This window comes from Ruminococcus sp. YE71 (assembly GCF_900119155.1).
In the GTDB taxonomy this organism is placed as follows: domain Bacteria; phylum Bacillota; class Clostridia; order Oscillospirales; family Ruminococcaceae; genus YE71.
On the sequence record NZ_FPIR01000001.1, the window covers coordinates 46,325 to 70,678 of the forward strand.

At 54.2% G+C, this 24,354-nt stretch carries 23 protein-coding genes; 18 read left to right on the plus strand and 5 right to left on the minus strand.

Annotated elements, in window-relative coordinates:
* The first annotated feature begins 18 nt into the window (after window positions 1-18).
* Together dhaS and BT142_RS00170 are read left to right on the plus strand one after the other, a co-directional pair.
* The gene (dhaS, locus tag BT142_RS00165; RefSeq protein WP_072416182.1) at window positions 19-552 is read left to right on the plus strand and encodes a dihydroxyacetone kinase transcriptional activator DhaS; all 534 of its coding nucleotides are present in this window, start codon (window positions 19-21) and stop codon (window positions 550-552) included.
* A 217-nt stretch (window positions 553-769) separates the two neighbouring features.
* Window positions 770-1,192: a MarR family winged helix-turn-helix transcriptional regulator gene (locus tag BT142_RS00170; protein WP_072416183.1), complete on the plus strand. Its 423-nt coding sequence runs from the start codon at window positions 770-772 to the stop codon at window positions 1,190-1,192.
* A gap of 67 nt (window positions 1,193-1,259) precedes the next feature.
* On the opposite strand, the gene BT142_RS00175 is transcribed toward BT142_RS00170, so the two are convergent.
* Window positions 1,260-2,099 (minus strand): polysaccharide deacetylase family protein, encoded by an 840-nt coding sequence (locus BT142_RS00175; RefSeq protein ID WP_092983028.1) that lies wholly within the window; start codon window positions 2,097-2,099, stop codon window positions 1,260-1,262.
* Window positions 2,100-2,464: 365 nt separating this feature from the next.
* Entirely contained in the window at window positions 2,465-4,549 is a 2,085-nt protein-coding gene (locus BT142_RS00180; protein WP_072416184.1) for a glycogen debranching protein, read from the minus strand.
* A gap of 425 nt (window positions 4,550-4,974) precedes the next feature.
* Between BT142_RS00180 and BT142_RS00185 the strand changes: the two genes are divergently transcribed.
* The 13 genes from BT142_RS00185 (at window position 4,975) to BT142_RS00245 (ending at window position 16,538) form a co-directional block, all read left to right on the plus strand.
* Window positions 4,975-5,607 carry a nucleoside deaminase gene (locus BT142_RS00185; protein ID WP_072416185.1) on the plus strand — a complete coding sequence of 211 codons (633 nt, stop codon included), beginning with the start codon at window positions 4,975-4,977 and terminating at the stop codon, window positions 5,605-5,607.
* Between the two features lie 27 nt (window positions 5,608-5,634).
* Window positions 5,635-6,489, plus strand: coding sequence for a patatin-like phospholipase family protein (locus tag BT142_RS00190; protein ID WP_072416186.1), 855 nt, complete (start codon window positions 5,635-5,637; stop codon window positions 6,487-6,489).
* A gap of 152 nt (window positions 6,490-6,641) precedes the next feature.
* Window positions 6,642-6,929: a hypothetical protein gene (locus BT142_RS18600; protein WP_139182159.1), complete on the plus strand. Its 288-nt coding sequence runs from the start codon at window positions 6,642-6,644 to the stop codon at window positions 6,927-6,929.
* Between the two features lie 366 nt (window positions 6,930-7,295).
* Window positions 7,296-7,964 carry a redox-sensing transcriptional repressor Rex gene (locus BT142_RS00200; RefSeq protein ID WP_072416188.1) on the plus strand — a complete coding sequence of 223 codons (669 nt, stop codon included), beginning with the start codon at window positions 7,296-7,298 and terminating at the stop codon, window positions 7,962-7,964.
* Window positions 7,961-8,485 carry a CYTH domain-containing protein gene (locus BT142_RS00205; RefSeq protein WP_072416189.1) on the plus strand — a complete coding sequence of 175 codons (525 nt, stop codon included), beginning with the start codon at window positions 7,961-7,963 and terminating at the stop codon, window positions 8,483-8,485. Before BT142_RS00200 ends, BT142_RS00205 begins: the two co-directional genes overlap by 4 nt.
* A 5-nt stretch (window positions 8,486-8,490) precedes the next feature.
* Window positions 8,491-9,432, plus strand: coding sequence for a serine hydrolase (locus BT142_RS00210; protein ID WP_072416190.1), 942 nt, complete (start codon window positions 8,491-8,493; stop codon window positions 9,430-9,432).
* Window positions 9,433-9,598: 166 nt separating this feature from the next.
* Entirely contained in the window at window positions 9,599-9,799 is a 201-nt protein-coding gene (rpmE, locus tag BT142_RS00215) for a 50S ribosomal protein L31 (protein WP_072416191.1), read from the plus strand.
* A 161-nt stretch (window positions 9,800-9,960) separates the two neighbouring features.
* Window positions 9,961-10,584: an IMPACT family protein gene (locus BT142_RS00220; protein WP_072416192.1), complete on the plus strand. Its 624-nt coding sequence runs from the start codon at window positions 9,961-9,963 to the stop codon at window positions 10,582-10,584.
* A 108-nt stretch (window positions 10,585-10,692) separates the two neighbouring features.
* A complete protein-coding gene (locus BT142_RS00225) occupies window positions 10,693-11,688 on the plus strand; it encodes a deoxyguanosinetriphosphate triphosphohydrolase (protein ID WP_072416193.1) in 996 nt (331 codons plus the stop codon).
* 18 nt (window positions 11,689-11,706) lie between these two features.
* Entirely contained in the window at window positions 11,707-13,455 is a 1,749-nt protein-coding gene (gene dnaG, locus BT142_RS00230) for a DNA primase (protein WP_072416194.1), read from the plus strand.
* A gap of 350 nt (window positions 13,456-13,805) precedes the next feature.
* Window positions 13,806-14,906, plus strand: a complete 1,101-nt coding sequence (gene rpoD, locus BT142_RS00235; RefSeq protein WP_072416195.1) for an RNA polymerase sigma factor RpoD — start codon at window positions 13,806-13,808, stop codon at window positions 14,904-14,906.
* 34 nt (window positions 14,907-14,940) lie between these two features.
* Window positions 14,941-15,384 (plus strand): RrF2 family transcriptional regulator, encoded by a 444-nt coding sequence (locus BT142_RS00240; protein ID WP_072416196.1) that lies wholly within the window; start codon window positions 14,941-14,943, stop codon window positions 15,382-15,384.
* A gap of 23 nt (window positions 15,385-15,407) precedes the next feature.
* Window positions 15,408-16,538 carry a glycoside hydrolase family 25 protein gene (locus tag BT142_RS00245; RefSeq protein WP_072416197.1) on the plus strand — a complete coding sequence of 377 codons (1,131 nt, stop codon included), beginning with the start codon at window positions 15,408-15,410 and terminating at the stop codon, window positions 16,536-16,538.
* Window positions 16,539-16,595: 57 nt separating this feature from the next.
* Here BT142_RS00245 and BT142_RS00250 read toward each other — a convergent pair whose 3' ends face one another.
* Genes BT142_RS00250 through BT142_RS00260 form a run of 3 tightly spaced genes read right to left on the minus strand, consistent with a single transcriptional unit; the run spans window position 16,596 to window position 20,763 of the window.
* Window positions 16,596-18,530 (minus strand): ABC transporter ATP-binding protein, encoded by a 1,935-nt coding sequence (locus BT142_RS00250; protein ID WP_072416198.1) that lies wholly within the window; start codon window positions 18,528-18,530, stop codon window positions 16,596-16,598.
* 2 nt (window positions 18,531-18,532) lie between these two features.
* On the minus strand, window positions 18,533-20,275 hold the full coding sequence (locus BT142_RS00255) for an ABC transporter ATP-binding protein (protein WP_072416199.1): 1,743 nt from the start codon (window positions 20,273-20,275) through the stop codon (window positions 18,533-18,535).
* Window positions 20,272-20,763, minus strand: coding sequence for a MarR family winged helix-turn-helix transcriptional regulator (locus BT142_RS00260; protein WP_072416200.1), 492 nt, complete (start codon window positions 20,761-20,763; stop codon window positions 20,272-20,274). The genes BT142_RS00255 and BT142_RS00260 overlap by 4 nt, the downstream gene beginning before the upstream one ends.
* A gap of 672 nt (window positions 20,764-21,435) precedes the next feature.
* Between BT142_RS00260 and BT142_RS00265 the strand changes: the two genes are divergently transcribed.
* Genes BT142_RS00265 through BT142_RS00275 form a run of 3 tightly spaced genes read left to right on the plus strand, consistent with a single transcriptional unit; the run spans window position 21,436 to window position 24,289 of the window.
* On the plus strand, window positions 21,436-22,077 hold the full coding sequence (locus BT142_RS00265) for a hypothetical protein (protein ID WP_072416201.1): 642 nt from the start codon (window positions 21,436-21,438) through the stop codon (window positions 22,075-22,077).
* Window positions 22,074-22,742: a hypothetical protein gene (locus tag BT142_RS00270; protein ID WP_072416202.1), complete on the plus strand. Its 669-nt coding sequence runs from the start codon at window positions 22,074-22,076 to the stop codon at window positions 22,740-22,742. The genes BT142_RS00265 and BT142_RS00270 overlap by 4 nt, the downstream gene beginning before the upstream one ends.
* Window positions 22,743-22,786: 44 nt before the next feature.
* The gene (locus BT142_RS00275; RefSeq protein ID WP_072416203.1) at window positions 22,787-24,289 is read left to right on the plus strand and encodes a sialate O-acetylesterase; all 1,503 of its coding nucleotides are present in this window, start codon (window positions 22,787-22,789) and stop codon (window positions 24,287-24,289) included.
* The last annotated feature ends 65 nt before the right edge of the window (window positions 24,290-24,354 follow it).

The window sequence follows — 24,354 nt, forward strand, 5'->3', positions numbered from 1 at the left end:
ACAAGGAAGTGAACAGTAATGGCAGACTCAAACACAACAAAAAAAGCACTCGCGGACGGACTGAAGACCCTGATGGAACACAAACAGTTCGCAAAGATAAGCGTAGGCGATATATGCGAGACCTGCGGTATGAACCGCAAGAGCTTTTACTACCACTTCCGCGATAAGTACGACCTCGTCAACTGGATATTCTATACCGAGTTCGTGCAGGCGCTCAACTACCGCCCCGAGGATAACGGCTGGCAGCACCTGACCGACGTCTGCGGCTACTTCTACGATAACAAACGCTTCTACCGAAAGGCACTCCAGATCGAGGGGCAGAACTCCTTCAAGGACTACTTCCACGACATCCTTGAGGCGATTCTGCTCGAATACCTCAAACAATACTTCGGCAACGAAAAGGAGTCGGAGTTCGCGGCGGAGTTCTTCTCTGACGCAGTCATCTGCTCGATGATACGCTGGCTGACCTCGAAAGACCCCGTAAAGCCCGCGGAATTCACCGAACAGATACACAGCTGCATGAAGGGCGTCAAGGCATACAGACTTGGATAAACTTTTTTCAACAATTTATCCAAGGTATACCATTGAATAATCTAAAAAATTACCAAAAAACAGAGATTGTGTAAATAATAGCCACAAAAACTATTGACAAAAAAAGTAAATCGGGTTATAATTATATTATTGATGATGACCCGATATACACTGCTGACAGCTGCTTTCGGGCAGCTGTTCGCATTATGGGGAGATTTTTTTGAAAGGGGGAGATGTCTTGAACGATCACAAAGCAGACGCACAGGCGTGCCTGTTTACGATCTATCCCGTTCTCAGAAGAGCGATGTATGAGGCATTCGACAAACAGACCACCAAGGTCACAAGAACTCAGCAGATAATCCTGATAACGATGTCGGATATGGCTACGCTCAGTATGTCGCAACTTGCAAGAAAGATCGACACAAGCAACGAACAGGCTACTCGCGCCGTGACTCAGCTCGTGAACCTCGGATATATCGACAGGTTCCAGAACGAACAGAATCACCGCATCGTGAATATCAGACTCACTGAAAAAGCCATGCAGCTGCTCAATATCATCAACAGCACAGCCGAGGAGATACTCGCCGACCGCTACGGTCAGAACGGCTACTCGGACATAAAAAAACACCTCGGGGCACTGGCAGCAAGCTTCGGCAATTAAGAAGATCTATAATGACAACTGAAAAAAGGACGTTTCCGTCATCGGGAACGTCCTTGATTTTTTTGCATTATTCCTCGCGTTTTTCGACCACGGAGAAGGTGCGGTAGCGCCCCCACAGCTCGTCGGCAGGGTCGATGCCCTTCGCCTCGAACAGCTCCGACACGGTCACAAACTCATAGCCCTGCTCGGCGAGGGACGGGATTATTGTCTCCAGCGCCTCGACCGTCGCGAAGTTCTGCGGCTGGTCGTGCAGCAGGATTATCGCGCCGTCGCAAGCCTGCTCAAGGGTCTTGTCGATACGCTCCTGCACCGTCACCGCGCTGTCCCAGTCGTTGCAGCCGTAGCCCGAGATGAAGCAGAGGTCGATATTCTCATACATATCCATATTCACCGCGATATACGGCGGTCTGAAAAAAGTCGAGCCCTTGCCGATGATGCCCGTTATCAGCTCCTCGGTCTTTGAGATCTCTTCCTTCATCTGATCGGGTGTCATCTTGGTGAAGTACTCGTGCGTATATGAATGATCGGCGATCTCACAGCCCATGAGGTACGCCCTCTTCACCACCTCCGCGTTATCATCGTTGATATTCTGCCCGATGAGGAAGAAGGTTCCGACCGCGTCGTTTTTCTCCAGCAGGTCAAGCACCTGCGGCGTGCAGGTGGTATTCGGGCCGTCGTCGAAGGTCAGCGCGATGAGCGGTTTTTCGGGGTCGTAGGTATGCTCCTTCGGAACGAGCACCTCGGGTTCGGACGAGCTGTCCTCAGGTGTCGTTTCCGCAGCCGAGACCGTTTCGGCGGGCTTGTCCGCGGCTGACGTGCTCTCGCCGTCCGCGTTATCCGAGCCTGCGCAGCCTGATAACATCACAGCTGCGAACAGGATGGGGAATATTCGTTTCTTAATGTTCATTTTCTTCCTTTCGGTTTCTTGGTGGGTTTGTGCGGGTTTTGTTGATCGCTGACGCGATCTGGGGTGTTTCACTCGAATCGCTTCGCTCTCTCGCGAAAATAAAATCGGCAAATCGTGTGTTCTTGATTTGTTGGAGTTGGCTTCTCTTTCAGAGCCTTTCGGGACGTTTTTTCGGGATTTGCCGATTTTATATGTGGGATGTTCATTTGGCTCTCTTACGGGTCAAAGCCACATTCCCTGGGCGGGGACGCCGTCCCCGAGCCCCTGCTGGGGGAGCCTTTGTAGCCGTGCGCAGCTAAGGCGGGGGTCTCCCTCCCTCCTAAACTTTTTTAGACTCTGGCGTGTACGGGACGTTGGTGCGTTTTTTACAACTTCACTATCGAAACTGCTACTGCGCTTCTCGGCGCAAGCCGCAGCGTGCTGCCGTCGCGATGTATCATCTCATTGAAATTCGTTCCGCGCTTATACGGCGCATTGGTGTAGAAATCCACATTCCAGCCATACCCCTCGGGCAGCCACGGAAGCTCGGTCGGACATTCCTCCCAGTAGGCATTGAACGCGATAAACACCGCGTCCTCACAGCCGCGCTTGTCCCTGCCCGCAAACATTATGCCTATAACATGGTCGTCGTCGCGGAACGAATCGTTCCATGCGCGTGTGTTGTGTATGCTCACATCGGGGAACCCCAGCCCCGATTTCTCCGTGCTGTGCCTTATGACCTCGTGCTTCTTGCGGTAGGCTATCATGTCCTGCACGAAATCGTGTATCTCGCGGTATTTTTTCAGCCTCGTCCAGTCCAGCCACGATACCTCGTTGTCCTGACAGTAGGCGTTGTTGTTGCCGTACTGCGTGTTGCAGAACTCGTCTCCCGCATAGAACATGACCGCTCCCCTGCTGCATAGCAGCGCGGTGAACGCGTTCTTTATCATGCGCATCCTCAGACCGTTTATCTGAGGGTCTTTCGTCTCGCCCTCGACTCCGCAGTTCCAGCTGGTGTTGCTGTTGTCGCCGTCGGTGTTCTTCCAGCCGTTCTCCTCGTTGTGCTTGGTGTTGTAGCTGTAGAGGTCGTACATGGTGAACCCGTCGTGGCAGGTCAGGAAATTCACCGAAGCGTCCTGTCCTCTCAGGTCGGGGGGATACAGGTCAGTCGAACCCAGTATCCGCTGAACAGCCGCCCACGCCATGTTGTGGTCGCCCTTGAGGAAACAGCGCAGGTCGTCGCGGAAACGTCCGTTCCACTCAGCCCACCTGTTCCACGAGGGGAAACTGCCCACCTGATACAGACCGCCCGCGTCCCAAGCCTCCGCGATGAGCTTCGTTCCGCTGAGGATAGGGTCATACGCGATGGTCTTCAACAGCGGAGGATTTTCGAGGGGCGTACCGTCCTCTCGCCTGCCGAGTATCGAAGCAAGGTCAAACCTGAACCCGTCCACGCGGTACTCGATGACCCAGTATCTCAGGCACTCGATGATGAACTGCTGAACGATGGGGTGGTTGCAGTTCATGGTGTTGCCGCATCCGCTGAAATTGAAATACTTCCCCTCGGGGGTGAGCATATAGTAAACGTTGTTGTCGAGCCCCTTGAAGGAGAATATCGTGCCGTCCTCGTTTCCCTCGGAAGTGTGGTTGAACACCACGTCGAGGAACACCAGCAGACCGTTCTCGTTGCAGGTCTTGATGAGCCGTTTGAGCTCGTCGCCCTCGTGGTTGTACTCGACCGCGGAAGCGTAAGCGGTATTCGGCGCGAAGAAGCAGGTCGTATTATACCCCCAGTAATTCATCAGCAGACTGCCCTCATGCTGACGCTCCTCGTAAAGCTCGTCGAACTCGAATATCGGCATCAGCTCGATGGCGTTGACGCCGAGCTTTTTGAGGTAAGGTATCTTCTCGATAACGCCGTCGAAGGTCCCGGGGTTCGCCACTCCCGAGGACTTATGCTGAGTGAATCCGCGGACGTGCAGCTCATATATCACAAGGTCGCTGAAGGGTATCTCCTTTTTCTCGAAGGTGCCCCAGTCGAAGCTGTCGTTGACGACGCGGGCGTGATAGCCGTATCTCCGTCCCGACCTCGCCCCCCATACGCTCTGACCCGTAACAGCTCTCGCATACGGGTCAAGGATATTCGTATCCTCGTTGAAAAGCAAGCCTTTTTCGGGGTTATACTCACCCTTGAAGCGGTAGCAGTATTCTATCTCGTAAATATCGAGTCCGTATATCATTATCGACCAGGTGTCGCCGATGCGGTAGCTGTCGGGGATAGGCACGACCGCGAAGGGGTCAGCCTCTCCGCGGCGGAAAAGCACAACGGAACAGCCTGTCGCGTTAGCCGAGTGGATGGTAAAGTTTACTGCGTGGAGCATCGCGGAAGCGCCGTTGAGGGTATAGATACCCGGGCGGCAGTCAAAACCCGCGATCTTATCGGTAGCCTTATAGGTTGCGGAATTTTTCAAGTAGCATCACTCCCTGTCTGATCCTGTCAGATTTTTCTGTATTTCGGAAAACGGACTTGAAATCGGATAAGAGATGAGAAACGTAAGATATCGGAAAAAGGCATCGCTTCTCGATGTTTTTTCGGGTATCCCTATATACTATTATAAAGGATTTTCGGGTTTATTTCAATTGAACATATTTAATGAAAAAATCTGCGGATCTTTGTACAAGTGTTGACAATGGTTTGAATATTTGATATAATATATTTGTCAAATAATTTATCAGCGGCACTCCGCCGCTCTCGGACAAACGGCGGAGCTGCGGCTTTTTTCGCAAGTCAGGGAGAACTTTGGCAATAATGCAAGCAGGTGACGTTCAAAGACGCAAGCCGATCGCCGTGCGGTATTGCCTTAGTATCTGAAATCTATTATTCGGAGGTGTACTTATGCTGTACAATGAACTGCCTACACAGTGGCAAAGGATCTTTGAGCTCGAATGGGAATCCCTATGCATGGGAAGCAAGGCCATCGCTGCCGTTATCACTGATGAAAACGGCGGGATCATTTCCGAGGCTCGGAATATGACGGGCGAATCGCATATCCCGAACCCCAAGACCGCTCACGCCGAGACCGAGGCTGTCAGAAATCTCGACATCGACTGCTACCCGAACAAGTGGAACTATACCCTCTACTCGGGTCTCGAACCCTGCGTCATGTGCATGGGAACGCTCGTTATGGGCGGCATCCGCAAGGTCGAGATAGCCGCACGCGACGACTTCGGCGGCGCGATAGACCTGCTGACCGCCAACGATTTCCTCAAGAACAAAAACGTGCAGGTGGTCTGGCACGGCGAACTGCTCGGCGACATCCAGCGCGGTCTGCAAACCATGAGAGAACTTCTCTTCAACACCGACCGCGACAAGCTCGGACGTATGCTCAAAGACTTCTCGGTGTACAACAAGCGCGGAGTCGATGCGGCGATAAAGCTGGTGGATGACGGCTTCTTCGACGGGAAACAGCCTGCATACTACACCGCCGAGGAAGCGGTCAACGAGATACTAAACATCATCTCCGACTAAAAAACAAAAAAGAAAGAAGAGACCGATATGTCAAAAACAGTGATCGTAGCCGAGGGCGGCGCGAGCCGTACCGCTTATTCGGCAGGTGTCATGGACGCGCTGCTCGAACAGGGCTTCGTGTCGGATATGTTCTACGGGGTCAGCGCGGGAGCGGCTTTCGGCGTGTCCTACTGCTCGGGTCAGCAGGGGCGCAACCGCACCCTCGTCACCGACTATATGCCGACTCCGCAGTACTCGGGCGTGAAACATCTCGTGCGACCCGACAACCGCAGTTTCTACAACCTCGACTACGTTTACAGCAAAGTCCCGAACGAGCTTCTGCCGTTCGATTTTGAAGCGTTCGCGAAGTACAAGGGCAAGTGCGTCGCGGTCATGACCGACCTCGAAACAGGCGAAGCGGTCTACCCCGACATCCCCCGCGACGACAGGACGTTCACGCATCTGAGGGCGACCTGTGCGCTGCCGCTGCTGTTTCCGCCCATCGAGATAGACGGCAGGAAGTACATGGACGGCGGCATCGCGGATTCGATACCGTTCCGTCACGCGCTGTCCGAGGGCTGTGACAAGCTGATCGTGATACTGACGCGTGAGCGTGGATTCAGGAAGTCGCCCGAGCCGACGCTGAAGTTCATACTGAAAGCATTCAGGGCATATCCGAAGTTCTGTCATCAGATGATAACGCGTTCGGAGAGGTACAATGAGGACACAGCCGAGCTGGAGAAGTTAAGGCAGGAAGGAAAGGCGTTCATTTTCTATCCGAAGAAGGAGCTGTTATGTTCGCGGACGGAGTCCGACCCCGGCAAGCTGCTGCATTTATATGATTACGGATTCCGACATGGGATGTGGGCAAAAGACAGCCTTGCAGAGTTCCTGTCAAGATAGCACATCCGTCCCGTACACGCCAGAGACTAAAAAGTTTAGGAGGGAGGGAGACCCCCGCCTTAGCTGCGCACGGCTACAAAGGCTCCCCCAGCAGGGGCTCGGGGACGGCGTCCCCGCCAAGGGAATAAGGCTTTGACCCGTAAGAGCGCCAAATGAACATTCCACATATAAAATCGGCAAATCCCAAAGAAAACATCCCGAAAGGCAGCAAAAGAAAAGCCCACTCCACCAAATCAAGAACACACCGATTTGCCGATTTTATTTTCGCGAGAGAGCGCAGCGATTCGAGTGAAACACCCAAGATCGCGTCAGCGATTCCAAATCCCCACACAAACACAAAAAAGCAAAACAAAAACAGAGGTACCCCACCCGATACCTCTGTTTTTTGCATTTCCGCCCGCGAAAAAAACGAACAAAAAGCAGTTGTGCCTGCACGATAACACGCACAGGCACATATCCCTTAATTCTATAGAGTGTCATACGACCGCGGTCAAAAGAAAAGACCGCATGGCACATTCGGCAGCCGCCGTGCTGCCCGATGCCGAGGATGCCCGATGCTCCGCTGCCGATGCGAAGAACGAGCTGTTTCATATCCTTGAATATATTATAAACTATTAAATGACAAATGTCAATACCTTTCGGCACAATTTTTTCAAATTGTTACCCCAATAATAAATTTGTCGAAAACAATCGCAAATGTTGACAAATCGGATATTTGGTTGTATAATAGATATTGACAATTATTTCACAAAAGCGGCAAAAGATTTTGTCAGAAGGTGTGAACTAATTTTCGAGGAGGTCTATCAATGTCTAAAAACGGTTCCATCTCGGCATCGGTCATCAAGAGACTGCCGAGATATTACAGATTTTTGGGAGAACTGAAAAATCAGGGCGTGGACAGGATTTCTTCACGCGAACTCTCGCAGAGGATGCGCCTGACCGCTTCCCAGATACGGCAGGACCTGAACTGCTTCGGCGGCTTCGGTCAGCAGGGCTACGGCTACCATGTCGAAGAACTTCGCGAGGAGATAGGCAAGATACTCGGCGTTGACCGCTGCTTCAATACTATCCTCATCGGCGCAGGCAACCTCGGCAGGGCAATAGCTACCCACATCAACTTCGATACCCGTGGCTGCCGCCTGACTGCAATATTCGACAGCAACGAAAAACTCGCAGGGACTCCCGTCGGCGACCTCAGCGTGCGCCATATCAGCGAACTTGCGGATTACTGCCGCAAAAAAAACCCCGCCGTTGCAGTGCTCTGCATCCCGAAGGCCGCTACACAGGGCATCGCAGATACCCTCGTGAGCCTCGGCGTAAAGGCGTTCTGGAACTTCTCACACTATGACCTCTCCATCGGATATGACGATATCATCGTGGAAAACGTACACCTCGGCGACAGCCTGCTCACCCTTACTTACGGCGTGAACGTGCTGACTTCGGGTTCGGATGACGGCGCGGAGGACGAGAAATGAGCGGACAGCCAAGAGAGATAGAACGCAAATATATCATCGCCCGCCCGTCCGGGAGCGAACTTTCCGCTATAGACGGGGCGGTGCGCACCGACATCGTGCAGACTTACCTGTCCGTCCCCGAAAACGGCGCTAAACGCCGCGTCAGAAAACGCGGTACAAGGGAGTCGGGATGGGTGTATACCTATACCGAAAAGACTGACGTGGCTTTCGGGGAACGCATCGAGATCGAACGCGAGATAGACGAGGAGGAGTACCTGACGCTTCTTGCAGAGACTTCGCCGGACAGAATGCCGATAGTCAAGAGCAGGTATGTGTTCGTGTATGACGGACAGACCTTCGAGCTGGATATCTATTCGTTCAGCAGCGAGCTTGCAGTGCTGGAGATCGAGCTTGACGATATCGGGCAGGAGGTAAGGCTGCCGGACTTCCTGGAGGTCATCAGCGACGTGACCGGCGACAGACGGTATGACAATTCCTCGCTGGCGGCTGTTCAGCGGCTTGTGATGCCGGAAACGGAGTGACGGCTATGAAACGCAGGAATGATATAAAGAAGGTCGAGACGATCGTGCTGATCGCGGTGTTCGTCGTGATATCAGGCGTTCTGGTGGCGGTCATGGTGAGTATAGCACGTCAGTTCAGGCACAGGGTACAGCGGGAACATGAATCACGCCCGATCATCGTCACGACGGCTCCGGAGACAAGCTCGGTAACGGAGGAGACGGTCAGCGTGCCCGAGGAGACCGACCCCTCAAAGAACCTCGAACCCCTGAACGACGAGCTCCGCGATAAGATAGCCGTTTTCGACGGCACCTGGTCGGTGTACGTGAAACACCTCGGCACAGGCAAAGAACTGGTCATCAACGACCGCGAGATGTACGCCGCTTCCCTCATCAAACTCTACTGCATCGGCGCGATACAGCAGGCGGTCGAGGGCGGCAACCTCACTCAGGAAGAAGTCCGCGAAGACGAGAAGAATATGATAATGTACAGCGACAACTACGCCTTCGACGCGCTGGTTGAACTGCTCCCCAACGGCTATATCTCCGAATGGTGCGTCAAGCACGACTACTGGGAGACCCAGCAGACCCACGAACTCTCCAACGACTGGGCGTATCAGGTGCGCCGCACGGGTCTCGAAGACAACATGACCAGCGTGCAGGACACGGGACATTTCCTTGAGACCGTCTACAACGGCACCTGCGTTTCGGAGGAAAGCTCGGCGTGGATACTCAAACTGCTCAAAAAGCAGAAGACCCTCACCAAGATACCGAAGGGTCTGCCCAAGGGCGTCGTGTGCGCAAACAAAACGGGCGAGACCGACGACTACTGCCACGACGCGGCTATCGTCTACTCGGACGGCGGCGACTACATCCTCGTGGTCATGGTCGAGTCCTTAGGCTCCGCCTACAACTGCGACAGCGACATCGCCGAGCTGTCAAAGACCGTGTACAAGTACTTCAACCCGTAAAAAAAGTATGAACATTTGTAGCCCCCTCTTGACAGGGGCATGGCGATGTGATATAATATTTAAGTCTCAATGGACATTTATAACGATCTTACCATAGAACTACTGTCCGAACATTACTCTGATGGGCTTCTATGAGGAATAATATGTTTCGGAAGGAGGAGTTAAAGTGAAGGAAGGAATCCATCCCGTATACGAGGAGACCACCATTACCTGTGCTTGCGGCAACGTTATCAAGACCCGTTCGACCAAGAAGGATATCAAGGTGGAAATTTGCTCCAAGTGCCATCCGTTCTACACCGGTAAGCAGAAGCTTGTTGATACCGGCGGACGCGTTGACAGATTCAAGAAGAGATTCAAGCTCGACTGATAACAAAAGGCGGCAGTATATGCCGCCCTTTTTTTATAGATAATAACAGATGAATGATAAGTTCCGTCGGTGAAGCCGACACCTTATTTCTCATCTGATTTTTCATGCGGTTTTGACACGATTTTTGTCAAATTATCACCCTGGAGGTGTAATATTGTAAGATGGATGATTATCGGACGATACGCTCCGCCTGCGAGGGGGAGCTGGAGGAAAAGAGATCAAGGTTCATCGCTTCGCTGGTGCCTGTCACCGACGAGGAACAGGCGATAGAACACATCAACGCCGTCAAGTCGGCTAACAGAAAGGCGCGGCATAACGTCTACGCCTACATCCTGCGTGAGGGCAATATCAGTCGCTACAGCGACGACGGCGAACCCCAGGGCACGGGCGGAGTGCCCGTCCTCGAAGTGCTCAGAGGCAACGGTCTGACCGACGTCTGCGTGGTCGTGACCCGATACTTCGGCGGTATACTGCTCGGTACGGGCGGTCTCGCGAGGGCTTACTCGGGCGCCTGCAAGAACGCCGTGGCAGCTGCCGATATCATGGATATGTGCCGCTGCTCACGCTTCGACATCCGCTGCGATTACAACCTCTACGGCAGACTTTCACGCCTGCTGCCCGAACTCGGCGCAAAGACCCTCTCGGAAGACTTCGCCGACGCGGTCAGCCTTTCGGTGATAGTCCGCGCCGACAGCATCGCGGCTTTCAGGGAAAAGGTCACGAACGCCGCAAACGGCAAGATAGATATGTCAGAAACCACAGACCTGTTCGAAAATTTCGCATAGGATTTGTGCAGATATACAAAAATACATATTTTACAAAAATAAAAAAAGGGTAATTCGGCTCGGAATTTGTATAATAATATAGACACGCTTTTTTCAGGAGGTGTTGGTATGCTTCCAAGAGAGTCCTATGAACAGTTTGAAAAGCAGCTCCTGTGTGAGGATGCCTGCCTTTCGTCCGAGACAAAGGGAAGAGATCATCCGACCGCCCCGTGCGATCTGCGCACGGAATTCCAGCGCGACCGCGATAAGATCATCCACTGCAATTCCTTCCGACGGCTGAAGCTAAAAACTCAGGTGTTCCTCTCGCCCGAGGGCGACCACTACCGCACGCGCCTGACCCACACCCTTGAGGTCGGTCAGATAGCACGCACCATCGCTCGCGCTATGCGGCTCAACGAAGACCTGACCGAAGCTATCGCCATGGGTCACGACCTCGGACACACACCCTTCGGACACGCTGGCGAACGCGCCCTCGACAGGATAAAACCGGGCGGTTTCAAGCACTACGAACAGGGCGTCCGCGTGGTCAGCCTTATCGAGAATGAGGGCAAGGGTCTGAACCTTACATACGAAGTCCGCGACGGCATCCTGCGCCACACCAACATGATAGCCGAGACGAAAGAAGGCTACGTTGTGCGCTACGCCGACGTCATCGCGTACCTTAACCACGACATCGACGACGCCATCAGGGCAGGGATACTCAGCGAAAAACAGATACCCGACAGCATCACCGACGTGCTCGGCCACTCGAAGTCGGAACGCATCACCACCCTCGTCGCCGACCTCGTGTCCAACGGCGTGAAGCGCATGGAACTTTCCCCCGACATCGACAGGGCTTACTGCGAGCTTCGGGAATTCATGTTCGAGAACGTCTACCGCAACCCCACCTGCAAGGCCGAGGAAGCAAAGATACTCGGCATCATCGAGGGGCTGTACAGCTACTACTTCGCCGACCCGTCGCGTATGCCCGACCTCTACAGGACGCTGGCGGACGAGTACGGCAGAGAGACCGCGGTCTGCGACTACATAGCAGGAATGAGCGACAAATACGCCATCGACCGCTACGTTGACATATACGTCCCTGCGGCATGGAATCTCAGATAGATCAGAGGTGTTACGGGCATGGCTTTCCCCGAAGAATTCATCGACAGACTGAAATCCAACAACCCTATCGCTGATGTCGTGGGCGAAAGAGTCAGCCTGAAAAGGTCGGGAAACGACTACGTCTGTGTCTGCCCTTTTCACCCCGATAACAACCCTTCGCTGCACGTTCATCCCGACAGAGGGTTCTTCAAGTGCTTCGGCTGCAACATCGGCGGCGATGTCATCACCTTCGTCATGCAGTACGACAACCTCGGCTACTACGACGCCGTAAAGCTGCTCGCCGAACGCGCCAATATGGAGATGCCCGCCGACGACTACAACGGCAAACAGCGGTTCAACACCGAACGCCGAAAACGGCTCTACGAGATGAACCGTCAGGCCGCGAAGTTTTTCTACAGCCAACTGAAGACCAAAGAGGGCGAACGCTGCCTGCATTACCTTCACGTCACGAGAGGGCTCACCCCCGAGACGGTGAAGAAATACGGCATGGGCTTCGCGCCCAAAAGCTGGACGGCGCTGAAAAACCATATGATGTCCCTCGGCTATTCCGAGGACGAGCTTATCGACGCGAGGCTGATCTCGCGCTCGAAGAACAACACCAAAAACACGTTCGATTTCTTCGTTGACCGCGCAATGTTCCCCTTCATCGACCTGACGGGCAACATCCTCGGCTTCGGCGGACGAACGCTCTCGGACGACCCGCGAAAGTATGTGAACTCCGCGGACAGCCCGATATACAACAAAAAGAAATTCCTGTTCTCGCTGAACTTTGCGAAGAACACCGCGGTCAAGGAGCACAAGCTGCTGCTCTGCGAGGGCAACCTCGACGTTATCTCGCTTTATCAGGCAGGATTTCAGAACGCGGTGGCGAGCTGCGGAACAGCGCTGACCCCCGAACAGGCAAAGCTGATGCAGACCTACGCTCAGGAGGTCGTCATCTGCTACGACTCGGACGAGGCAGGACAGAAGGCCGCCGACCGCGCTATCGACATACTCGGTCAGGCAGGGCTCAAAACCACCGTCATCAAGATGAAGGGCGCGAAAGACCCCGACGAGTACGTGAGGAAATTCGGGGCGGCGGCGTTCAGAGTGCTGATAGACGGCGCTGACGGCGCGGTGAGCTTCCGACTCGCAAAGGCGAAGGCGGCTCAGGACATCGCCTCGGAATCGGGATGGGTGGCTTACAAGAACTCCGCCATCGGCATCCTTGCCGACCTGTCCTCCCCCGCCGAAAGGGAATTCCACGCCCACAAACTCGCCGAAGAACTCGGTATAGAATTCAACTCGGTCATGAGCGAGATAAACATAGAACTCGGCCGCCGCAGCAGGTCGCGGAAAAAACAGCAGCGGCAGGAGGAATTGAAGTTCGAGTACCGCCGCGACAAGGTCAACACCGAACGGTACACCCACTACGGCTTGTCGGACGCCGAGGAGATAGTTATCGCTTATCTCTACAGCAACCCCGACTTTCTACCTCAGCTGTCCGAGCTGACCCCCGACCGCTTCGTCACTCAGTTCAACCGCCGCGTGTATGAATTTATCACCGAACGGATGAAAGAGGGCGGCGACTGGTCGCTGACGGCGATGAACGAAATTTTCACCCCCGTGGAAATCGGCAAGATACTCAGCATGACCGAACGCGTCCGCGAAGAAGGCATAACCGCTGAGGTCGCAGGCGACAGCGCCGAAAAACTCCTCAGCAACAAACCCAGAAAAACCGCGTCCGAAACCAGCGACGACGAACTCCGCGCTATGTTCGGACAGTGAGGAGAGTGCGGGTCTTAGCTTCGCACAGCCGGAATCCCCCCCTTCCAAAGACTTTTAATATGCCGGACGATAGTTGTGTTTGATAAAATAGACTATCACCGCTTCAAGAGTGACCATCTGACAAATTCCGCAAATGATGCGTAAACCACCATCGACCGTCTTTTTGGCAAGGGACGTGCTATATAGTAGAAGAACCACAATATTCCCGACCAACACAAATCAGTAAAGAAGCACCGCAAGCCAAAAAGTATTAAAAGTTTTAGTGAGGGGGTTTTGGGGAAGACCCGCACCAAGAAAAAGCACCCAATGATAAAGTATAATGTAAAAAAATTTAGGAGAGGAAAATCGATATGGACAAGAAAAACATAATGGAGAACCTGCTTGAGCAGGGCAAGGCAAAGGGAAAGCTGACCACCAAGGAGATCAACGATGCGCTTGAGAAGCTCGACTACGATGTTGAGCAGATCGACCAGTTCTACGAGAGCTGCGAGCAGTTCCACATCGAGATAATCGACGACATCATGCCCGACGACGACCAGCTGATGCTCATCAATCCCGAGGACGAGATGTCGCCCGAGGACATTGACATCGGGCTTTCCACCGACGGCATCGCCATCGACGACCCTGTAAAGATCTACCTCAAGGAGATAGGCAGAGTTCCGCTGCTGACCGCCGAGGAGGAGATACAGATCTCCGAGAAAATGTCGGGCGGAAACGAAGCCGAAGCGGCGAAAGCGAGAAACAGACTTACCGAAGCGAACCTTCGACTCGTTGTCTCCATCGCGAAGAAGTATGTCGGCAGAGGCATGAGTTTCCTCGACCTGATCCAGGAGGGCAACATGGGTCTGCTCAAGGCTGTCGAGAAGTACGACTACACCAAGGGCTTCAAGTTCTCGACCTACGCCACATGGTGGATCCGTCAGGCTATCACCAGAGCCATCGCGGATCAGGCAAGGACCATCCGCATCCCCGTCCACATGGTGGAGACCATCACCAAGGTCAAGAAGGCATCGAGCCAGCTTCTGCACCAGAACGGCCACGACCCCTCGCCCGAGGAAATCGCGACCTATCTTGATATGCCTGTCGAGCGTGTACGTGAGATCATGCGCATAGCACAGGATCCCGTTTCGCTGGAGACACCTATCGGCGAAGAGGAAGACAGCCACCTTGGCGACTTCATCCCCGACGAGGACGCGCTCGCACCGCAGGAAGCGGCTTCGCAGGCGGCTCTGAAAGACCAGATCAATCAGGTACTCTCGACCCTTACCGAGCGTGAGGAAATGGTGCTGAGACTTCGTTTCGGACTCATCGACGGCAGATCGCGCACCCTTGAGGAAGTAGGTCAGCAGTTCAACGTCACCCGTGAGAGGATCAGACAGATAGAAGCAAAGGCTCTCAGAAAACTCCGCCACCCCAACAGGTCGAGCAAGGTAAAGGATTACCTCTTATAATTTTTTTCAGCCTATCCCGAAAGGAACATCAATTATGTATATCACTCTTGAAGCCGATTACGCAGTAAGGATAGTATCGGCACTCAGCCTGGACAGAGGCAGAGTTGACGCAGGCACGCTGTCGGAGCGCACCTGCGTGACACTGCGTTTCGCCCTGAAAATACTCCGCAAGCTCGTGGCATCCGACCTCGTCAGATCCTACAAGGGCAGTCAGGGCGGCTATCAGCTCAACAAAGAACCCGAGGAGATAACCCTCAGGATGGTCATAGAAGCTATCGAAGGAACATATTATTTCTCAAGGTGTCTCTCGCCCGACTGCGACTGCGGAAGAGGTGCCGACGGCATCTGCTGTTATCAGCGTGCCTTCGGCGAGATAACGAAGTCGGTGAGAGAACAGCTTGACAGCTATAATTTTGCCGAGCTTATCGCTCATTCCGAGGAATGGGGCGACGGTGAACAGCCGCCGCTGAACAGGTAAGGCTTCGGTACGGAGCAAAGGGAATGAAAGGAAAAGAGAAAAGAAAAAACAGCGAACAGAAAAATGTAAGGTACGTCTTTGACCCTCAGACGGGTCAGAGAGTACCCTACAAAGCGCCTGCCGAACGTTCGGAGACAAAGCGCGATGTGGTCACGGCAAGGACTGTGCCTTCGGGTACGGGAGACTCGCGCAGACCTGCAAAAAAACGGCGCACTCCCCCTCAGACGGAAGTTCCGCCGCAGACCGTGCGCCCGAGAAAACGCCGCCCCGACGGCGCGGTATCGGAACAGCCCGTCCCCCGTCCGCGTCCGCAGGAAGGCTTCGGACAGCTGCCCGAACAGGATCCCTACTTCCCCGAAGAGGAACAGCAGGCACCCGTCCGCCGCAAAAAAAAGAAGCACCCGAAGCTGAGAAAACTCTACATCACGGTGCTGATACTGGGTATCGTCGTGATACTCATAAACATCGCGTTCCTCTACTTCAGAGGACAGATATGGTTCAACGAGCCGAGAAAGCGCGACTACCCCGTGAGGGGCGCGGTCATCGACTCCGACCTTGGCGACGTGGACTGGGAGATAATGAGCACCCAGACCATCAGCTTCGTATACATCCGCGCCACAAAGGGCACGGGCTACGTGGATGAACAGTACTCGAAAAACCGCAAAGGCGCAAACAAGACCAAACTGCTCTCGGGCTACTATCACGAGTTCGACTTCTCCCGCGACGGCAAAAAACAGGCGGAGAACTTCATCGACAGTCTCGGCAGTCTCGACGGCAAGCTCCGCCCGATGGTGAAGCTGACAAGATACGGCGTCTACAAGCTCCACATGAAGGACAGCGAGAAAGTCCGCGACGAGCTCGAAGCCTTCCTCGGACGGATAGAGGAAGAGTACGGCAGACGGTGCGTCATCATGTGCGACAAGGACTGCTACGAGGAGTACGTCGAGCCCTACTTCAACAAGTACACCCTCTGGATGATAGACCACTTCTCCGAGCCCAAGGCAGAGACCAAATGGGCGCTCTGGGAATTCAACCCCCGTGTCCGCTCGTCGGGCTACGCGAACAAGAAGGTCTACTACGCAATGACCGTCTACCGCCGCGACAGGGATCTGGAAAACTTCAAGAAGAACTTCCTGATGGACCCGTCGTCGTAACAAGACACAATGACAATAATAACCCCCGTAAGTGTTCCGTCACTTACGGGGGTCATGTTATTCAAGCTCGAATGCGCCTGTGTAGAGCTGGTAGTACTTGCCCTTTTCTTCGATAAGTTTCTTGTGGCTTCCGCGTTCGATTATGCTGCCCTGTTCGAGCACCATGATGACGTCGGAATTCTGCACCGTTGACAGTCTGTGAGCGATAACGAATACCGTTCTGCCGTACATCAGACCGTCCATACCGCGCTGGACCAGCGCCTCTGTACGGGTGTCGATAGAGCTGGTCGCCTCGTCGAGTATCATTACGGGCGGGTCTGCAACTGCCGCACGCGCTATCGAGATGAGCTGTCTCTGACCCTGCGAAAGATTCGCGCCGTTGCCCGTCAGCATCGTGTTGTAGCCCTCGGGCAGACGTGTGATGAAGTCGTGGGCGTTCGCAAGCCTTGCGGCGGCGATGCACTCTTCATCGGTAGCTTCAAGATTGCCGTAACGGATGTTGTCCATAACCGTACCCGTGAACAGGTTGACATCCTGCAAAACGATACCGAGCGAACGGCGAAGGTCGTCCTTCTTTATCTTGTTGATGTTGATGCCGTCGTAGCGTATCTTTCCGTCTGCGATGTCGTAGAAACGGTTGATAAGGTTCGTGATGGTGGTCTTGCCTGCGCCCGTTGCACCAACGAACGCTATCTTCTCGCCGGGGTTCGCGTAGATGGAGACCTCGTGAAGCACTATCTTCTCGGGAACGTAGCCGAAATCCACTTCGTTCAGCTCGACCTTGCCCTCCACCTTCGTTAGAGTGGTGGTGCCGTCCTGATGCGGATGCTTCCACGCCCAGATGCCCGTGCGCTCCTCACACTCTTCCAGCTCGCCCGAAGCACCGAACTTCGCATTGACAAGGGTAACATAACCGTCATCCGCCTCGGGCTTTTCGTCCAGCAGGCTGTAGATACGTGTAGCGCCCGCCATCGCCATCGCAACGGCGTTTATCTGCTGGGACACCTGCGAGATGTTGTTGCAGAACTGTCTCGTCATGCCGAGGAAGGTAACGACCACCGCGATGTCGAGAGCGCCGCCCGAGAGCGAAACGTTCGGCACCTTCAGGGTGATGAGGACACCGCCCACAAAGGACATGAGTATGTACATGATGTTTCCGATGTTGCCCATGATAGGCATGAGGATGTTCGCGTACTTGTTGGCTTCGTTCGCGTCCTTGAAGAGGTCGCCGTTGATGGCGTCGAACTCCGCCTTGCTCTTATCCTCGTGGCAGAAGACCTTCACGACCTTCTGTCCCTCTATCATCTCTTCGATGTAGCCCTCGGTCTTGCCCAGCGCCTTCTGCTGTCTGATGAAGTACTTCGCGGAGTTTCCGCCAACCTTCTTTGTCACCATGAACATCACACATACGCCCACGCATACCAGAAGCGTCATCCACAGGCTGTAGTAGAGCATGACGATGAACAGCACCACAAGGGTAAGACCTGCGGTTATCGCCTGGGGAAGCGCCTGCGAGATGAGCTGACGCAGGGTGTCGATGTCGTTGGTGTAGTGGCTCATGATGTCGCCGTGGGGATGCTGGTCGAAGTAGCGTATCGGCAGGCGTTCCATGTGACGGAACATCTTCTCGCGCATCTTCGCAAGGTGACCCTGAGTAATGACTGCCATGTTCAGCTGCTGTGTCAGCGAAGCCGCGATGCCCAGCACATAAATGGCTATCATCGCCGCGAAAACAGGCGCAAGGTCATGCATACAGGCTTTCAGCGCTTCCTCGTAGGTAGAGCCGTCCTTTATCAGCTCCAGAGACTTCTCGATGACCGAGACGATGTTCTTGATGAACACCGAAGCCGCCGTGCCTGCCAGCGACGTGAATATCAGGCAGACGATAACAAGTACCATCCTGCCCTTGTAGTTTTTGAACAGGTCTCCGAGTATCCTGCCCATCTGGGGCTTCGGAGCGTTCGGGTCTTTAACATAAGGCTGTCTCGGCATGGTCAGCTCACCTCCTCATTCTGCTTGTTCTGAGAGGTGTAGACCTCTTTGTATATCTCGTTCGTTTCGAGCAGCTGCTCGTGAGTGCCGACAGCGTTGATATGTCCGCCCTCCAGCACGATTATCTGGTCTGCATCCTGTACCGAGGAAATGCGCTGTGCTATGATTATCTTCGTGGTATCGGGTATCTCCTCCGCGAACGCCTTTCTTATCAGCGCGTCGGTCTTGGTATCCACAGCGCTTGTGGAGTCGTCGAGAATGAGTATCTTCGGCTTTCCGAGCAGTGCTCTCGCGATACAGAGTCTCTGCTTCTGACCGCCCGAAACATTCGTACCGCCCTGCTCGATGTGGGTGTCGTACTTGTCGGGGAAGCGCTGTATGAATTCATCCGCCTGTGCGAGCTTGCATACGCGCTCGATGTCCTCATCGGTGGCGTTCTCGTCGCCCCAGCGCAGGTTCTCCTTGACAGTGCCCGAGAACAGAACGTTCTTCTGGAGCACCACCGAGACCTCGCCGCGGAGTGTGTTCAGGTCGTAGTTTCTCACATCCACGCCGCCGACCAGCAGCTCGCCGCCCGTAACGTCGTAAAGACGCGGTATCAGCTGTATCAGCGAGGACTTTGAGCTTCCCGTACCGCCGATGACGCCGATGGTCTGACCCGACTTGATGTGCAGGTCGATGTTTTCCAGCACGTTCTTGTCCGCTTCCGCAGAGTATGCGAACTTGACGTTGTTGAAGTCGATGCTTCCGTCCCTGACTTCCATAACGGGGTCGTCGGGATTCTTGATGGTGCTCTCGTCGTCGAGGACTTCCGCAACACGCTTTGCGGACGCTATCGACATGGTCACCATAACGAATATCATGGATATGAACATCAGGCTCATGAGTATCTGCATACTGTAGGTTATCATCGACTGCATATTGCCGACGTTGAGCTTTGTACCGCCAGAGCCGACTATCTGCTTTGCGCCGAGGTAGCCGATGCCCAGCATTGTCAGATGGATGCAGAACTGCATCAGCGGGGCGTTGAACGCAAGTATCTTCTCAGCCCCCGTGAAGTCGCCCTTCAGATCCTGCGAAGCCTTGTTGAACCTCTCGATCTCGTATCTCTCGCGCACGAAAGCCTTTACCACGCGGATACCGCTGACGTTCTCCTGCACGCTCTCGTTGAGGGCGTCGTACTTCTTGAACAGGCGGTTGAACAGCGGCAGAGCCTTCGCGGTCATGATTATCATTCCGATGACCAGAAGCGGCAGTACCATCAGGTACACCACCGACAGCGAAGGCGCCATGTAGGTCGCCATCGCCAGCGCGAATATCAGCATGAACGGACATCTTACCGCCACGCGGATTATCATCATGAATGCGTTCTGGATGTTGGTGACGTCGGTGGTGAGTCGTGTCACCAGCGACGAGGTCGAGAACTTGTCGATGTTCGCAAACGAGAAGTCCTGTACCTTATAAAAAAGGTCGTGGCGCAGGTTCTTTGCGAATCCGCAGGAAGCCCTCGCACAATAGTAGCCCGACAGCGCACCGCATCCCAGCGACGCGAACGCCATCACGAGCATCACGATACCGTACTTGACGACCATACCCATATCCGTGCCCTTTTCCAGAGCGTTGACGAGCTTCGCGCTCATCAGCGGGATGATACACTCAAGTATGACCTCAAGCATTACAAAAAGCGGCGTGAGTATCGTATCACGCTTGTACTCCCTGATACAGGAAGCGAATTTTTTTATCATTCTTCCCTTTCCTCCAATTCATACAGTTTTTTGCGCAGCATCCTGCACACCTCGAAAAACGTGTCGAGCTTTTCCTGCGGTATGTCCGCAGTCATCTCCTCCTCAAGCTGATCGAACTCCGCGATAAGCTCGCGGTTTCTCGCTCTTCCCTTCTCGGTGAGTATCAGCTTTTTGAGCCTCGCATCATGCGCCACAGACCTGCGCTCTATCCAGCCCTTCTGCTCCATCAGCTGTATCATCTTCGATACTGTCGCACGGCGCATACAGAACTTTTCCTCAAGGTCGCGCTGGAATACGTCGCAGTCGCTGTGCCTGTCGAGATACCCGAGTATCCAGCCGCCCGACCCTGCCACAGTGTCCTCCTCAGAGCTCTGCTTCGAGAGAAGCCTGCGGTGTATCAGGTTCGATATCTGCTTGACCTCCGCACCTACGTGCTGCTCCTTGAACTCCTCATGAGCGGCGCTCATATCGGGGTTTTTCTTCTCCACAATACCACCGTCCTTTCGGTTTGTCAGCATGGTAACTGTCACAAGGCTGATTGTCAGCCTGCTTACATTATTATAACAGACATCCCGACTTTTTTCAATTAAAGCCGCGCCAATTTTCTATGAACTTATCATGAACAAAACGTCCCATCCCCCCAACCCCGACCAAATTGTGCAACCGCACCAAATCCCCGCCCTCATATTTGTAAACTGTCACAACGAAAACATTACGATTTCTTGTTGGTTTTTTCGTAAAATCATGCTATAATAATTGATGACCATTAAAAAGTGCGGGTCTTCGCTGGGGGAAACCTTTCTGAAGAAAGGTTCTCCCCTTGCCGTGCGTAGCTAAGGCGGCCCCCATTCCAAAGACTTTTAATATGTCGTTTGTTAGTTGTGGTCGGGAAGATAGACTCTCTCTCCGCTTCAAAAGTGACCATCTGTCAAAATTCCGCAAATGATACGTTACGCACTCATGAGCGTCTTTTTGGCAAGGGGCTGACTATTGAAAAAAAGAACCACAAACTTTCCTATCAACTCAAAGTAAGGAAGAACAACACCCCTTGCCAAAAAGTATTAAAAGTTTTAGGAAGGGGGTCTGGGGGAGAACCCTTTTTTAAAAGGGTTTCCCCCAGCCAAGCCCCGCACTCATGAACAGAACGTGAGGTATGAGATATGGAGCAGGAGATAAGAGTGCGGAAGTGCGGGTGCTGCGGTAAGGTGTTTACGGCGGCGCTGCCCGAGAGCTCGAAGCAGGCGGGGGACTGGTTCGACCTTGACCAGCGGCCGCCCGAGCCGATGCGTTCGGAGATGTACCGTCAGATATTCCGCTGTCCCGAGTGCGGATTTTCCTTCGGGCCGCGTGACCGAAGCATCCCGAGGGAGTTTGTCGGATCGGAAGAGTACCGCAGCTGTGAGGGCAACCAGCTGCCCGTCGGGATCGGTGCGGACTACTACCGTTTCGGCATGACGGTCTTGCGCGAGGGCGACAAGGCGACGGCGTTTGCGTCGTTTCTGCGTGCGGCGTGGGCATTCGACGACAAGAATGACAGCGCGAACGCGAAGAAGTGCCGTCTGCGCTGTGTCCGTCTTGCGGAAGAAATGCCCTGTGAGAGCGCACTTGACGCGGTCGTGAGGGCGGACATCTACAGGCGTGCAGGCTGTTTTTCGGAGCTGCCGAAAGAGCTGACCGAACAGCGCTACCCCGACGAGCTGACACGGCTCGTGATGCAGTTCGAGGTCAAAAAAGCCGCCGAAGGGGACGAAAAAGCCTACACCCTCGAACAGTGCTTCACCGAGCTGGGCATAAAAAGATGAGCGCCGTTGACTACAGGACGACCCCCGTCACCACCTACACCTACGCCGACCTCGAAAAGGAGTATCTTGCGCTGGACAAGCTGTTCTGGGACGAGTTCGATACGGACGATGACCGCGGCGACGAGATACTGAACATCCTCGGGCTGAAACGCAGCTGCGACAGGTCCGTCCCCTACTGCTTCACCGAGAATATGATGATACTGACCCTGCGCTACATACGGCAGGCGCGGAGCGGCGGCAATCCGCACCTCGACACCTGGGGGATGTTCCACGACCCGTTCTACGTGTGGAGTCTGTACTATCAGTACCGAAACGCCGCCGAACAGTACCGCGGCGAAAAAATGGCGCACGGCTTTTCCGATGAGGACATCAGACAGCTCGACGAGGACATAGAGCTGGTGCTGGATTGGTTCGCGGAGAACGCCGTCGAGGGCTTCGAGCCCGAAGCGGAAGAGGACGAGTCCGACTTTTTCGATGACGAGGACGACTTCGTCGGTCAGCCTTCCGAGCCGCCTGTCATCGACGAGCGCATCGGCTTTTTCATCCCCCGTTGGAAGCTCAGCGGCACCGAAAAGGAACAGCGGCAGGTGCGGCTCAGCATCTCCGAACGCCGCCGCATCGAGGATACATACTTCATCCCCGAGATCCGCACGGCTGCCGTGTGAATCTGCATTTATCATGACAATTTCAATACAAAGGAGTTTTTATTATGTTTACTATCGCAAGCATTTTCAGCAGCAATATGGTGCTGCAAAGAGAAAAATGTATCACCGTCTGGGGCGAAGCCGATGACGGCGCAGTCATCACCGCCGAAATAAACGGTTCCCGCGGCGAAGGCACGGCTCACGGCGGCAAATGGTCGCTTTCACTGCCCCCGATGCCCGCAGGCGGCCCTTACGAACTCACCGTTTCCTGTGGCAGCGAGAGCAAGACCTTCACGAATGTCATGCTGGGCGAGGTGTGGCTCTGCGGCGGTCAGTCGAATATGGAGCTTGAACTCCGCAACTGCAAGGGCGGCAGCGAAGTCCTCAAGGACCTGACCCCCGACTGCAACGTGCGCTTCTACTACACCAACAAGCGCGGCATCATCGACGAGGATTTCTACGAGGCCGAGCGCAACTCCGCATGGAGCGAGGCAGGCAGCGAGTCGTCGAAGGCGTGGAGCGCAGTCGGCTTCTTCTTCGCGAGAAAGCTGGCGAAGGAGCTGGGCGTGACCGTCGGACTCGTGGGCTGCAACTGGGGCGGCACTTCGGCATCGGCGTGGGTAGACCGCGAGACACTCGCCGACTCTAAGCAGACCGTTTCCTACCTTGAGGACTACGACAAGGCGATAGAGGGCAAGAGCGTCGAGCAGCAGATAGCCGAGTACGACGCCTATGCCGAGCGTATGCGTCAGTGGAACGAGAAGGCTTCAGTCTACTATGCGGAGAAGCCGGGCATCACCTGGGACGAGCTGGCCGTACTCATCGGCAAGAACGAGTATCCGGGGCCGATGGGCTGCAAAAACGAGTACCGACCCTGCGGACTTTACGAGACGATGATAATGCGAGTATGCCCCTACACCCTGCGCGGATTCCTCTACTATCAGGGCGAGAGCGACGACCACAAGCCCGACAGCTACTACAAGCTCTTCACCGCGCTTATCGCACGCTGGAGGGAGATATGGGGCGACGACGAGCTGCCGTTCATCATGGTACAGCTGCCGATGTTCAAATACGAAGCCGACCCCGACCATCGTCACTGGTGCAAGATACGCGAGGCGCAGATGAAGGCATTCAGGACGGTAAAGAACACGGGCATCGCGGTCATCAGCGACTGCGGCGAGTTCAACAACATCCATCCCGTGGACAAGGTACCTGTCGGCGAGAGGCTGTGTTTACAGGCGGAGAAGCTGGTATACGGCATGGATGTAGACGCATTCGGCCCGATGTTCAGGAGTGTAGTATTTGAGGGAGAAAATGCGAAGTTGAGTTTCGACCATGCGGAGAGTGGATTTGAAGTCAAGACCGAGAAGGTTATCGGATTTGAGATCGCGGGAGATGATAAAGAATTCACGGAAGCGGAAGCCGAGATAAACGGCAGTAATATAATCGTACATTCGGAGAAAGTGAAGACCCCGAAGTATGTACGATATGACTGGTATAACTGGATAGAAGTAAGCCTGTTCGGAAAGAACGGCATCCCCCTCGCACCCTTCACGACAGAGCGCTAAAGAAGTCGTTAAGAACCCAAAAACGCACACCGTCCCGTCCTCGCCAGAGACTAAAAAGTTTAGGA